This is a genomic window from Bacillus sp. RB3, from assembly GCF_030164735.1.
GTDB classification, from domain to species: Bacteria; Bacillota; Bacilli; order Bacillales; family Bacillaceae_G; genus Bacillus_A; species Bacillus_A cereus.
Genome location: NZ_JASNGE010000030.1, coordinates 1 through 13,767 on the forward strand (window position 1 = coordinate 1; position 13,767 = coordinate 13,767).

The following is a 13,767-nucleotide window of genomic DNA, read 5'->3' on the forward strand; positions in this document are numbered from 1 at the left end:
TTACCACATGCAGATAATAATAAAATACTGCTCATTGCAGCACCTATAAAAATATGTCGTTTATTCAATGTTTTATACCCCATTCTACTAAATTGATTTATAGTCTAGTATATTTTATTTCCTTAATAAAACAAAATTTTTATAAGAAATAGATTTTGTATATTTTCATTGAAAATGTAATATATATTCACTAAAAACAAAGATTTTCAATTCGCTTTTAAGCATAAGCTAATGGCTGGAATGAAAGATGTTATCATATTTTTGGTTGGTTGGAATCTGAAATAGCCAATCTTTTTTTGAACAAGCATGGATTACAAAAGAAGAAAAAAGTCGATCAGTCTGCGGAAATAATAAGACGTCTAGTTCGTGTACTTGACCATTTGTAATATATTTCTAAATATCCCTTGATTTCTCCCATCATCAAGTTAAGTAATTTATTACTACATAAAAAGAAGGTGAAATTTATTTAGCTAGTTATGAAATAATTATTCCCTCAAATAGACTATATTTATATCAGAAGATATCTTCAACTTATTGAAATTGTTTTCCATAAGGATAACAAGAATATCCAATTCGAATCTCCATTTCCTTGGTAACTTTGAACAGCTTCATAGATTTTCCCTTGATACTCTACTCTATCCCCTTTTGTATATGCTTTCCTCGGATCCATTTTAAAAGATCATTTATTATACACTCAACTGTTTATCTTTTATATACAAATGAACTGTTAACACCTATGCCCTTCTCTTCAAACAACACAAAAAATGTCCCCTTAATAAAAAACAAATGAAAATCATTTAAAAAACGTCAAAAATATTAAAAATTAACTTATAAACATCCGGATAATTATATTACTATATTACTTTCTTTATAAATAATTTTTCATATTTCTTATATTTTCATAGTAGATAGCGACACATTTTTCTACCCCTATTAATCTTATTGGACAAGAGTGATGAATGTGATGTTAAAACTTAGGCAAGTTACCTATAATGGTATTTGTGCGGTTTGTAAGATAGAAGAATGTAATTTGTATGCTGCAATTTGACATAATTCTAATAGTATAGAATGTATATTGCTTCATAAAAGCAACTTATTTTTATCTCTTTTAAACAATTTATTATATTATTTTCATCTAATTAGGCACAGAAACGATTTACAAAATCTTACTACTTTTTAGAAAAAACGTTTTTAGGGTACATTTTAAAATAACTCTTTTTCTTTGAAATGTTTCTGTGCTTAATATTTAAAATATCTTATGTCAAAATTTCCTGCAACAAATATGTTAAATGATTTATAATTATTTATAATATGGAATATTATAGTTAAATATTCCATATTATACTCTATTAAATATAACGTATTTAATTTATTATTAATTAATTTATTAATCTAAGTATGAATTACAAAGTATGTTCGTTTAAAATTGTCACAATATAATTTTATATTTGACGTTTTTAATTACTCGTGAAACATTTGCAAATGTTTTTACCTTTATGTATAAGGTAAATATCCCCTCTAAATATAAGATTTACTTAATTTAGATTCTTTCTCTCATAGTAGCAATGTCGAAAAAAGTCGAATTTTTATATTTTTTCTTTATTTTATAGTTGTAAACGTTTTATTTTCATGTTACCATCTTAATCAAACATTAGATGGTAATAAAAATTAAAGTATTTCTTTCCCTTTGAGACATATAAACGTTCGGTAATACCATGAAAATAAGGCCAAAGAAATATGAGTTACCTGATAAAAGATTAAATAGGATTTTTACCACATTAATTTTCTGTTAATTCAGAATGTATAATAACATTTTGTCCCTAAACAAAATTTAAATTTAATTGTGGTAAACTCAAAAAGCTAAATCACCCACCCAAATTAATAAATGATATATCCTATTATATCTAGCGATCAGTCATGAGAAATAGATTTCTTCCTAAGAAAACTTAGCCCATTAATAAAAAGTGTCTAGATTTCTATCTTTATTACCATCTATTGTTGATAACATATTTACCAACTATAAAAAAGAACCTATTGAAGGTTCTTTTTTAATATAATCATTAACACTTCAATTATTGATAATCAGTGGTGTTGAATCTTTATTCCCTCAACTTATACAGTTTTCTTTTATCATTTTAGCCAAGAAGACTCCTTCCTCAAGGAGCGTGAAGGGTCACAGCCCAGTGAGTAGGTGGGAGATGAATTGGCTTTGGACAAGGGATGGCAGGGCGCCACCTTAATTGTTTGACATACACAAAGTGTTACTTCACTACCTTTCGAATGTATGTTCGGTATATAATAGTCATATACCGAAATGGAGGTGAATCAAATAATGATGAATAAAGCCTATAAGTTTCGTATCTATCCAAATCACTCTCGAGCAATTTTAATCAGCAAAACAATAGGTTGTTCTCGTTTTGTATTCAATCATTTTCTATCCCTATGGGATCACGCATACAAACAAACTGGGAAAGGTTTAACATATGGTACATGCTCTGCCAAACTTCCTACCATGAAGAAAAAGTTTGTTTGGCTAAAAGAAGTGGATAGTATTGCGATTCAGTCGTCTGTTCGCAACCTTGCGGATGCGTATACACGCTTTTTCAAAAAACAAAATAGTGCCCCGCGTTTCAAATCTAAAAAGAATAACGTACAATCTTATACCACAAAACAAACAAATGAAAACATTGCCGTTGTAGGAAACAAAATAAAATTACCAAAACTAGGTCTTGTTCGATTTTCCAAAAGTCGTGAGATAAAGGGACGTATTGTAAATACTACAGTTAGACGCAACCCTTCTGGCAAAAACTTTGTGTCATTGTTAATGGAGATAATCGGTAGTTTATCGAGAGCTTGTAGGCCTTTAATATAAAAAAGAACCCTTATTATAAGGATTCTGCAACTGGAAAACACAAATATATACTAATAGAGAGAATTTCTTATATTATAACTAATTAGGAATTAGGGTAGCCTTACATTACTAACAAGCTAAAATTTTATAGTACCCCCAGAACGAAATTTTGTGCTAACTTGTAACAAAAAACTCATTTTTTCGTTTTGGGGTAATTCTGAATTCTTAAGTTGATGGATGTGGGGTATCGCCACATCGCTATCAAGCTAAGATTTTGCGGTACCCCAATAAAGATGCAGATTCAATCATATTTAGTGCATCTGCACCTTCAATTTTTTAGTTATCTTTTTTATGAATTTATTTTTGTGCATATGCGTTTTATATAATAATTTCTAATAATAAGGAAGTAAATAAATTGAATACAAAAAAAACTTACTAATACAACAATTGAGCTTTGAATAACGGACATTTCCCTACTTATGGTTTGTCCTAATTGATGAAAAGTTGGAAATGCAAAACTGCTGTGAATCATAGCTACTACAATGGGTAAGAAAAATAATATCATCATTTGTGTTGTTATAATTTTCTTTAACTCTTTTTGACTTAAACCTAATTTTGATATCATTTGATACTGCTCTTGATCACGTTTTAAATCAGTAAATAGACGGAAATATAAAAAACTTATTGCAAATGCGAAAAATACAACTCCCACCAATATACTTGTAATAGAAAGTAATCCATTTTGTTGTTTTAGTTCAAGCCATTTCAAACTCAAAGATGAAAAAGTATAAGAATCGCCTAATTTCCTACCAACAGATTTCATAAGATTTTTCGAAACTGCAGTTGTTTCAGGCCAATTTTTTATAATAAAACCGTATATAGTGTAATCTTGCGAGATACCAACATCTACAGTTTTAATATTTAGGACTTCATTGTAAATAGCATCAGAGATAATAACAGTTTTAGTAAGCATTTCTTTTAATTCTGGGACAGTTAATGTTTTTTGAACAGTAACTGGTACTTCTAGTTCACCATGCCTTAACACATAAGGTTTTAGGTCCTCTACACTTTTGTGTTTTTTCATTGGTAGTATAACGATACTTTCATTTTCATTTGTTAATTTTTCTATTTCATATCCTAGTGTTTTAGCGTATTCATTATACGTAGAAAGATTAATTAATCTAATGTCATTCTGTGTTATTTTAAATTTTGCTGTTGCAAGTTTATAAGAAAATCCAGATTCTTCTAATTGTTTTTTTATCTCTTCAATTTCCTTTCATTTTATTTAAACATCAAGTTCTTCCTCAAATTAAAGTGGAACAATTTTATTACTTAGATTGTCTATTAAATGTGTTCCTAAAATTAGATGTTCAATTTAGATATAATAAATCACGTTTGAAATCTATTTTTAAGTATTACAAAAATATGAAAGGACTTTTTATTTTGAAAAGGAAAAGGATGCAAAAGAAGGATGAGTATTTAAGAGATACAAGCTTAATCCTTTTACAGGTAAAGCATTGCAAGTGAGATTGAAGAAGGAATAACTTAAACAATAGCTTATCAATCATATAAACATCTTGCATGTGCTTTAAGCTATAAAATTTTAGCTGTAGAAGTATTGTTACCCCATATTCTCTTTACTTACATCAGTATGAAAAACCTAGGAAAAAACCATATATTCTTGAAAGAGGTTGAAAATTTATGTTCATATTAAGCAAGTTCTTTAACATTACACATTACAAAAAGATTGTATCTGTCGTATTACTTTCATGTGTAACACTAATAGGCTGTTCCAATAGTAATACTCCATCTGAATCACCTAAACAAACGAAACAAACAAATCCAATTAAACAAGAAAATACTGGTGATAATTCTTTTGCTAAACTTGAAAAAGAATATGATGCCAAGCTTGGTATTTATGCACTGGATACTGGTACGAATCAAACTGTTTCTTATCGATCAGATGATCGTTTTGCATTTGCCTCTACATCTAAATCATTAGCAGTGGGCGCTCTTTTACGTCAGAACTCAATAGAAGCTCTTGATGAAAGGATTACGTATACGCGTGAAGACCTTTCTAATTATAATCCAATTACTGAAAAGCATGTGGATACAGGAATGACATTAAAAGAACTTGCAGATGCTTCTGTTCGATATAGTGACAGTACAGCACATAATTTAATTCTTAAAAAGTTAGGTGGTCCATCCGCATTTGAAAAAATCTTGAGAGAAATTGGTGATACTGTTACTAATTCCGAGCGATTTGAACCTGAATTAAATGAAGTAAATCCAGGAGAAACACATGATACGAGTACACCAAAAGCAATCGCTAAGACACTTCAGTCTTTTGCATTAGGAACTGTACTACCATCTGAGAAACGTGAACTATTAGTAGATTGGATGAGGAGAAATACGACTGGGGATAAATTAATTCGTGCGGGCGTACCAAAAGGATGGGAAGTAGCTGATAAAACAGGTGCAGGTTCTTATGGAACAAGAAATGATATTGCAGTTATTTGGCCACCAAATAAAAAACCAATTGTTCTTGCCATCCTCTCTAATCATGATAAAGAAGATGCTGAATACGATGATAAACTTATTGCAGATGCAACCAAAACCGTTTTAAATATTTTAAAAGCTACAAATAAATAATAATAGTAATACATTAATACTTTTCCATGCTTCCGTCACATTACTGTGACGGTTTTTTTAGGTATGTTACAAAAAATTGACCATTTAATGTTACGGAAGCAATTCAAAAAATTAACCGTTACAACTAAAAAACTTTTCAATTTAGACAGATATTTTTCTTATAGGGGCACCTCATATACGTACTGACTTAAGAAATTAATTGTTCCCAAACGAAAATAAAACACGCCAAAGCCTCATAAATAACTGGGTACAAATAAAAAACCATCTGAGATTCTATTAGAGGTTCTAAAGGGGAGTTACATACCCTTTATTGCAGAATTTGATTGCTGCCATACTCACCCGATGTTAACTGTCCTAATTGATTTCAAAATAGAGATGGATGCAACAAATAAAACATTAACAATTCTTGAAGAATGGATTAATTAAATCTATTGATATTAAAAGACTAATTAATCTAAGCATGGATTAATCAGTCTTTTTAATATCAAAATTTTCTTAGCGTGTTTTTTTCCAAAATGCTGGCGGGATCTCATATCCATCAAGCTAATAAAAAACTGTGTTCCAAAAGGAAAATTAAAGAAAAGAATCTCATTGATTTACCGATGCCAGCATCATAATGAATCCCTCCTTCACCTCTTTTTATCAGTATTGGTAAGTAAAGGGGAGCCAGGCATAAAAACAGGTTGTGAAGAAAGTCTTCTTCACAACCTGAGAGTAAATTATATATCCAAATATGATTTGTTCTTTTAACTATTAAGTCTTTTATAATCTGTTATAGTCAATATAACTAGAGTCATAATAAATCCACTGCCCTGTTCCAATTCTTAGCCAGCCGTTCTTCTCTTCATATACTGTAACTTTTTCGCCTTTACTTGTCTTTCTAACAATAGAATAGTTTGTCCCTGATCCGCTTCGAACATTTACCCCAATACCATTAATTTGAGCTGTTCCAATTACCTTTTCAACACTACCATTTTCAATTACTTGTAGCATATTTAGAATGAATGTTGCTGTTTCACCACGAGTTGTTGTTCCTTTAGGGTCGTATTGATTGTCACCCTTACCTCTTACAATACCTAGGCCATACAGTCTTTGTACGTCTTCTTTATAAATAATTTGGTCTTTGTCTGAGAATGGTAGGTTTACAACTGGTCCCCATATATCTTTATACTGTAAAGCCTTGTTTACAATAATTGCTGATTCTTCTCTTGTAATAGGTGTGTTTGGGTCAAAATAACCATCTCCCCTACCTTGAATGATACCTGCACTTGCAGTACGTTTAATACCATCTCGTAAAGTTGAATTTGCATCGTTCAGGTCTTTAAATGAAGCATCTCCAGCTGGCAGGTTTAGAGATTTAGAGATTAATTGAGCAAATTCGGCTCTTGTTATCGCTCTATTGGGTGCGAAAACTCCGTTTCCTTCCCCTATCATAATACCCCTTCTATTTAACTCTCGTATAGCTTCTTCATACCAACCTCCAGTAATGTCATCTTTTGGTTGATAAAGATTATTATAATACCCACCAACACCATTTACGAATGCATCCCATTGTCCATTATTAATCATATTAGCAGGACAGATTTTACCACTCCATTTTTGGTGTTTTACAATGTTATTTAACGGTACACCAGTTTCTTTCATTAAATAAGCTACAAGTTTCTTAGCATTATCTACCGCTTTACTATAGTTACCGTCACTGTTAACTGCGATTTCAATTGCAATAGATTCTCTATTACCTGGGCCATTACCGTCTCCTGCGTGCCATCCGTTCTCGTTTAATGGTAGATGTTGATAAATCTCTTTATCGTCTACTGTAAAATGCCACGATGCAGCTCGGTCTGTGTTGCCTACTGCTTGGTTATATAGGTATTGAGCGTGGTTTCTAGCACCTGCTCCTACACTTGTATTATCAGTCTCATGAATTGTAATGTACTTTGGACTCATGTAGTTTTGAGGACGAATATTATCGTTACCTGGTGGGACAATCCATTCCGTGAATGGAACACCGTTTATAGTACTAGAGGTGCTAGGTGATATGGGAGACAGACTACGTTTTGTTCTGTTTGAATTATTAGGAACCGTTAATGTACCTGTTTCTTCATGAATACCTTCTGAACGTTGAAGACTATCTACTTTCTTATTGTCGACAGTACCTCCACCACGCCCGTCTACCCCTTCAAAACTAGCTTCAATACTTTTTAAAGCCTGTTCATCTGTTGTTTGAAGTTGGTCTGTGTTACCTTGCACTTGAAGGCTTGTAGATTGCTTATTGTTTACTGATTGTTGTTCCTCTGCAATCGATACCAATGGTGAAGATAATACCGTTAATCCTGCCGTGAATGCTACTACTTTTTTATTAAATTTAATATTCATTTTGAATTTGGTATACCTCACTATTTTAGTAGATATACCTTCCTCCTTGTACTTCTTTTAGTGTGAATAATAGTCTGAATAATGGTAGCCTGAACCTCAAAAATAATGGCTTAATTTTTCATTTCATACGATAAACTGAAATCTATAAGTCCTACTAGATATATCAGTATTTCAGAATTATAACACAGCACGATTGCAAAAATATAATTAAAAAACATAAATATCCTTTAATGTATAAAACGGTTCTGGTGCAACAATCCCAAGGCTCTTACAACTAATACCTTAATCTTGAACATACTAATAGTATGACTCTAAAAAGGAGCATAATCAGTTAATCTATTTTTACACCAAAACCATGTTAGCTCCTATATAACAAATATACCCCTTCTTTTCATTTTATCGTTTTCCGACAGGAGACTCCTTCCTCAAAAATGTGAAGGTGTGAAACAACAATTTTAGGTGGGACATGAATGTCGGTTGGCATAAGCCAACATGTTTGTTATCATTTACTTGTACAGATTGCTCTTCGAAAACTGAAGATATGAGATTGGTTGCAGAAAAACGTTGCAACCGTAAAATCTTCAACGTTCTATCGCCCCATGCTTACCGAAGTTGCGAAAACCAAGCTAAAGTAGGGAGTGTGGTGAGTTAACGTACAAGATACTTATGTTCTCACCGTAGGGACTACGGGTAGAGCCTGCTAAGATAACCGGTGGATACACCGGTGTTCGCAGGAATCTCCCACTTCAAAAAGTCCGTAAGGACGTTAAGTGGTGAGTAGTTCAATATTTCTTTTTACCTAGCGATTTAAGACCACGTTTAATAACATCATAGAAACTTAGAGATTGTGCCATATGACCTGGATCTACATATTCTCGTATGGCCCGAAGAACTTTCTTAGGTTCCTTAGAAGAAAAGGTGAAGATTCCATTTCTCTTGGTTTCAATAGCATAACGTGGAATCCATTTCCCCTTAAACATTACAGAAGCTATAACGTAATCTACCTCCTCCCACGGAATCTGAATAAATTTACGCGTATCACGAGAATTATAAAATTCAAACCCTTTATCACCAATCATAATTTTCCCATAGTCCGTAAGTCCCGTAAAAGCGGTAGCATCTATTACTAAATCTACCCTTGTATTAATTGATTGAACCATCATATCCACTCCATTTCATTTATCCTATTTATAATTCGTAACTTCAAACAATAAGATCAATACAAAAAGTGGCTGAAACGATAATCCCCAGCCACTTTTTTATACGAACTATTATCAATTCACAGGCTACTAATCTACACCTCAATCTCAACAATTCCTAAATAATATATCTTAAAAATTGAAAACGTGAGCAACTTAAATTATAAAAGTCCAATTACGTGACCAACTACCCCAACTACGAATAATGAAAGAATAATAACAATTGGGCTGACTTTTTTCTTCAACAACCACATGCAGAAGAATGTCAGAAGTAATGCAGCTAAACCAGGAATCAATTGATCTAAGTTATCTTGCAAGGTAGTTACTTTCGTAGGTGACAGTGCCATTCCTGAGTTTACTTGTTCAAAAGATTGACGAATCCCTTCACCATTTCCAGGAAGTTTGTCCCACTCAACATACGCACCTTTATCTAACTGAACTTCAGATACAACTGGCTTGAATTTAATTGATACCCACCGTTCCACCAAGGCTGCAAGTACAAACATACCAAGGATAGATGCACCTTTTGTAATATCTTGTAATAATCCACCTGAAAGATCATCAGTGATTTTAGAACCAGCTTTATAACCCAATTCTTGTGTATACCACATAAATCCCCAACGAACCAGATTCCAAGCTAAGAAGAAAAGGATTGGCCCAAGGATATTCCCCCCCATTGCTAATGATGCTCCTAAAGCACCTAACATCGGACGTAAAGTAAACCAGAATACCGGATCACCAACACCGGCTAAAGGACCCATCATCCCAACTTTAACCCCCTGAATTGCCACATCATCAACTTCTGCACCATTAGCACGTTCTTCTTCAAGTGCTAATGTAACTCCTAGAATTGGTGAAGCAATATAAGGATGTGTATTGAAGAATTCCAAGTGACGTTTTAATGCTGCTTTTCGATCTTCTTTTGATTTATATAACTTTTTAATCGCTGGAATCATCGAGAAGGCCCAACCACCATTTTGCATACGTTCATAGTTCCAAGAGCCCTGAATAAATGTAGATCGCCATGCAACGGCTAAACGATCTCTTTTTGTTAATTGTATTTTTTCTGCCATTTATCTTCTCCTCCTCCTGAATTAATAATCGTTTAAGATATCGTCAAGCGGGTCACCAGAGTTACCTCCACCACCATTTGAAGAACCACCCATTTTAGAAAGGCTCAAATAAATAAGAGCTAAAGCCACACCCAATGCACCAAGAGCAATAAGTGTTAATTGAGAAATCGCAGCTATTACGAAACCAATAATGAAGAATGGCCATACTTCTTTTGTTGCCATCATATTAATAACTAGTGCATAACCAACAGCAACAACCATTCCGCCACCAATAGCCATTCCATCCGTTAACCATGCAGGCATTGATTCCAAGAATCCTTGAACGCTTTGTGCAGGGATAAATAAAAGTGCTCCGGCAGGAATCGCAATTCGGATACCTTGTAAACACACCGCAGCGATGTGTAACACTTCAATTTTTTTTATATTTCCTTCTTCAGCTGCCGTATCCATCATGTGTACAATAGGAACAGCAAGTGTACGAACAATCATTGTTAAGAAAAGTCCTGCTACTGCAAGTGGTACCGCTACTGCAATTGCTGATGCAACACCGCTAACACCTTGTCCGCCTAATACTAAAATGATCGCTGATGCAACTGATGCCAATGCAGCATCTGGCGCTACGGCTGCTCCAATATTTGCCCATCCAAGTGCAATCATTTGAAGCGTACCGCCAAGAACAATACCAGCCTCCAGGTTACCTGTTACTAAACCGATTAGTGTACATGCCACTAGTGGTTGATGGAATTGAAATTCATCTAATATTCCTTCCATACCGGCTAGAAATGCAATTAGTATCACTAAAATTATTTCTATAGTAGACATTATGATCCCCCATTTCATTTAAATTTGCTATGTAACTACGATAATTCGACCTTCGCCTTTTTTAGAATATCATCCATGTTTGCACGAGAATCATTAGGTACTTTACGTACATCAAAATGAATGCCTTTTGCTTTCATTTTCTCGAAAGCCTCAACATCTTCTCTTCCCATAGAAAGAACCTTATTAACAACAACCTTTCCAGTTGAATGAGCCATAGAACCAACGTTTACTTCTTTAATATCCACACCACCCTCTATAACTCTCAGGACATCTTGTGGGTTTTCAAATAATACCAGTGCATTAGTATTACCGAAACGGGGATCTTTTTCAACTTCAATCATTTTGCTGATTGGAATAACATTGGCCTTAACCCCTGGTGGTGCCGCCTGTTCGATTAATTTTTTACGAAGATCGTCTTTAGACACTGCATCTGAAACTACGATAATACGATTTGGTTGTGTAGACTTTGTCCATGCAGTCGCTACCTGACCATGTAATAAACGAGAATCCACACGGACTAAAACGAACTTGATTTTCCCATCACCCACTACTGTACCGGGAGCTAGTCTGCCTTTGGATTTTCCATCTTTAGCAACTGCGATATCAGTATTTTCTTTTGGTTCCAGCTCTTCAGGCTTAATTTTGACCCCTTCCTTCGCTGTTTTAACGATATGTGCTGCGATTTCTTGAGCAGACGTAATTGATAAACGGGATGCATAAGCTTCAATCACCATAGGTAAGTTCAAACCAGCAACGATTGCCCAATTGTCTTTGTGTTCTTCATACAAGCCATTAGCTTGATTGAATGGAGTACCGCCCCATAGATCGACTAAAAATAATACCTCATCTTGATTATCAAAAGATGCAATTGCTGCTTCCATTTTTGCTCTCAAATCGTCTGGCCCTTCGTTTGGCATTAAGGTAACAGCCTTAACGTTCTCTTGCTCTCCAAAAATCATTGCGCCAGATTGTAAAATGCCTTCAGCAAATTGGCCATGGCTTGCTAGGATAATCCCTACCATCTCTCTACCTCCTAAATATTTCATCCTAATTTTTTCTGAATTGACGCAACCAATACAACTTTTCTTCTTCATTTCATCAATCTTTAACTATTAAAAACCAACTTTTTCTATCTTTGAGAAAACCACCTCCTAGGCTATTTAAATCTCACTTCTTTTATAAAACTTTGTTTACTACTAAAAATGAGTTTGTGAATCTCCAATTCATCATTTTTCAAATCATTACTTAAAACACATAATTTCTTAAGTAAAAGGTTCATAATCTTATAAAATAACCCACTACAAGAAAACGCTTTCAAAATATAGAAAAAACATACCGTTGAAAATCATTGTTTCAAATACACTTACTCTAAACCTAACCAACTATATATAGACTGAATTGCGTCAAACCAAAATAGGAGTAAAACTCCATTTGCGAATTGCCTCATTGATAAGGAAAGCGTTTATCTCGAAAAACATGATTATCAATGCAAACGAACATGACAGAAAACAATTTAAAGTTCTTTCGAATGATAAAAATACCATGTAAGTTTTTATTACGCATATGTTACTTACCAGAAGTTCAATAGAATGACAGAGTATACACATTGCTCCTTTTCCCAACTAAAGACAAGCACTGTTATTCGCATAATGAAATCGATTCCATTTACTAAAAACATTGCCGTTCTATCTGATAAGATGATTTATATCACCTGCATACAAAATAGCAAACAAAAAAACAATAACCCCTTCTTACGAGTCAAAAGTTTGCTAAAGATAGCTATCCAGAAAACAGTTTATAGTTGGAGACAGAAATTTGATATAAGAGTTGATTCGTCGCAAAAGAATAAAACCACTATCATCCTCTACAACCGTTATATATTCATTATATCCATTGTGAATTTTTTCACAATGGATATAAATTGAACATTTTATGAATAAAACAATTCCACATTATAAGAAATGTATAGTGATTTTTTTAGCATACATTTTTTACTTAGATACCCCTTCGCATTACATAATCGATAGTAAATGTGGTTAACTAATTACTTTCTAATTGAATTTTAATATATTAAGTGCTTAATAAATCAATTGAAAACCTATAGCTCCTATGATTCCTCCTATGGTACTACCAATTAAGGGAATCCACGCGTATCCCCAATCCGAAGAGCCTTTATTACATATTGGTAAGATTTGATGTGCTAGTCTTGGGGCAAAATCTCGAGCTGGATTTAAAGCAAATCCAGTTGTTCCACCAAGAGATAAACCTATAGATACTATTAACCCTCCTATTATTATTGGAAGTAGTCCATCTGTAATTTTATTATGACTCATAGCTAAAATTGAAAATACAAATACTGCAGTGCCAATAATTTCACTTAACAAATTGGACGGCCAACTTTTTATTGCAGGGCTTGTAGAAAATACCGACAATATAATTTCTTGATTTTTAGTTCCTTTCCAATGCGGAAAATACTGGAGCCAGACAAATATTGAACCTAAAAAAGCCCCTATCAACTGTGCACCAATATAGGAAGGAACTTCACTCCAAGGAAATAACCCTATACAAGCAAAAGCAATTGTAACTGCAGGATTCAAATGCGCACCACTTATGTTATCTACTATATATATAGCAAATGTAACTGCTAATCCCCAGCCAAGAGTAATTGCAACCCATCCGGAGTTTTGTGCTTTGGATTTTTTCAGCAAAGTACCTGCTACAACGCCGTTCCCTAATAAAATAAGAACCAAGGTTCCAATTAATTCCCCCATAAATGGAGACATATTTATGACCC

At 33.5% G+C, this 13,767-nt stretch carries 7 protein-coding genes and 4 pseudogenes; 3 read left to right on the forward strand and 8 right to left on the reverse strand.

Annotation, left to right across the window (positions count from 1 at the left end):
• Window positions 1–526: 526 nt before the first annotated feature.
• Window positions 527–673: pseudogene (locus QO049_RS30810) on the reverse strand (carbohydrate-binding protein); the annotation flags it as partial.
• A 1,659-nt stretch (window positions 674–2,332) separates the two neighbouring features.
• Between QO049_RS30810 and QO049_RS25060 the strand changes: the two are divergent.
• A pseudogene (locus tag QO049_RS25060) lies at window positions 2,333–2,830 on the forward strand (RNA-guided endonuclease TnpB family protein); the annotation flags it as partial.
• A gap of 370 nt (window positions 2,831–3,200) precedes the next feature.
• On the opposite strand, the pseudogene QO049_RS25065 reads toward QO049_RS25060, so the two are convergent.
• Window positions 3,201–4,121, reverse strand: a pseudogene (locus QO049_RS25065) (ABC transporter permease); the annotation flags it as partial.
• Between the two features lie 431 nt (window positions 4,122–4,552).
• Here QO049_RS25065 and blaIII point away from each other — a divergent pair.
• Window positions 4,553–5,503, forward strand: a complete 951-nt coding sequence (gene blaIII / locus QO049_RS25070) for a class A beta-lactamase BlaIII (RefSeq protein WP_246963737.1) — start codon at window positions 4,553–4,555, stop codon at window positions 5,501–5,503.
• A 246-nt stretch (window positions 5,504–5,749) separates the two neighbouring features.
• Window positions 5,750–5,929: pseudogene (locus QO049_RS25075) on the forward strand (LD-carboxypeptidase); the annotation flags it as partial.
• A gap of 336 nt (window positions 5,930–6,265) precedes the next feature.
• On the opposite strand, the gene QO049_RS25080 reads toward QO049_RS25075, so the two are convergent.
• The 6 genes from QO049_RS25080 to QO049_RS25105 form a co-directional block, all read right to left on the reverse strand.
• On the reverse strand, window positions 6,266–7,879 hold the full coding sequence (locus QO049_RS25080) for an S-layer homology domain-containing protein (RefSeq protein ID WP_246963738.1): 1,614 nt from the start codon (window positions 7,877–7,879) through the stop codon (window positions 6,266–6,268).
• A gap of 782 nt (window positions 7,880–8,661) precedes the next feature.
• Window positions 8,662–9,042 (reverse strand): DUF956 family protein, encoded by a 381-nt coding sequence (locus tag QO049_RS25085; RefSeq protein ID WP_250903207.1) that lies wholly within the window; start codon window positions 9,040–9,042, stop codon window positions 8,662–8,664.
• 197 nt (window positions 9,043–9,239) lie between these two features.
• Window positions 9,240–10,151, reverse strand: a complete 912-nt coding sequence (locus QO049_RS25090) for a PTS system mannose/fructose/sorbose family transporter subunit IID (protein ID WP_246963739.1) — start codon at window positions 10,149–10,151, stop codon at window positions 9,240–9,242.
• Between the two features lie 21 nt (window positions 10,152–10,172).
• A complete protein-coding gene (locus tag QO049_RS25095) occupies window positions 10,173–10,973 on the reverse strand; it encodes a PTS mannose/fructose/sorbose transporter subunit IIC (protein ID WP_000103758.1) in 801 nt (266 codons plus the stop codon).
• A gap of 35 nt (window positions 10,974–11,008) precedes the next feature.
• Window positions 11,009–11,995: a mannose/fructose/sorbose PTS transporter subunit IIA gene (locus QO049_RS25100; protein ID WP_246963741.1), complete on the reverse strand. Its 987-nt coding sequence runs from the start codon at window positions 11,993–11,995 to the stop codon at window positions 11,009–11,011.
• A 1,056-nt stretch (window positions 11,996–13,051) separates the two neighbouring features.
• The gene (locus tag QO049_RS25105; protein WP_284489577.1) at window positions 13,052–13,756 is read right to left on the reverse strand and encodes an MIP/aquaporin family protein; all 705 of its coding nucleotides are present in this window, start codon (window positions 13,754–13,756) and stop codon (window positions 13,052–13,054) included.
• Window positions 13,757–13,767: the final 11 nt, after the last annotated feature.

What these genes read in the sequence shown, in the direction of transcription:
- blaIII (WP_246963737.1), top strand. Translation starts at nt 4,553, where the DNA reads ATGTTCATATTAAGCAAGTTCTTTAACATTACACATTACAAAAAGATT.
- QO049_RS25080 (WP_246963738.1), bottom strand. Translation starts at nt 7,879, where the DNA reads ATGAATATTAAATTTAATAAAAAAGTAGTAGCATTCACGGCAGGATTA.
- QO049_RS25085 (WP_250903207.1), bottom strand. Translation starts at nt 9,042, where the DNA reads ATGATGGTTCAATCAATTAATACAAGGGTAGATTTAGTAATAGATGCT.
- QO049_RS25090 (WP_246963739.1), bottom strand. Translation starts at nt 10,151, where the DNA reads ATGGCAGAAAAAATACAATTAACAAAAAGAGATCGTTTAGCCGTTGCA.
- QO049_RS25095 (WP_000103758.1), bottom strand. Translation starts at nt 10,973, where the DNA reads ATGTCTACTATAGAAATAATTTTAGTGATACTAATTGCATTTCTAGCC.
- QO049_RS25100 (WP_246963741.1), bottom strand. Translation starts at nt 11,995, where the DNA reads ATGGTAGGGATTATCCTAGCAAGCCATGGCCAATTTGCTGAAGGCATT.
- QO049_RS25105 (WP_284489577.1), bottom strand. Translation starts at nt 13,756, where the DNA reads ATGTCTCCATTTATGGGGGAATTAATTGGAACCTTGGTTCTTATTTTA.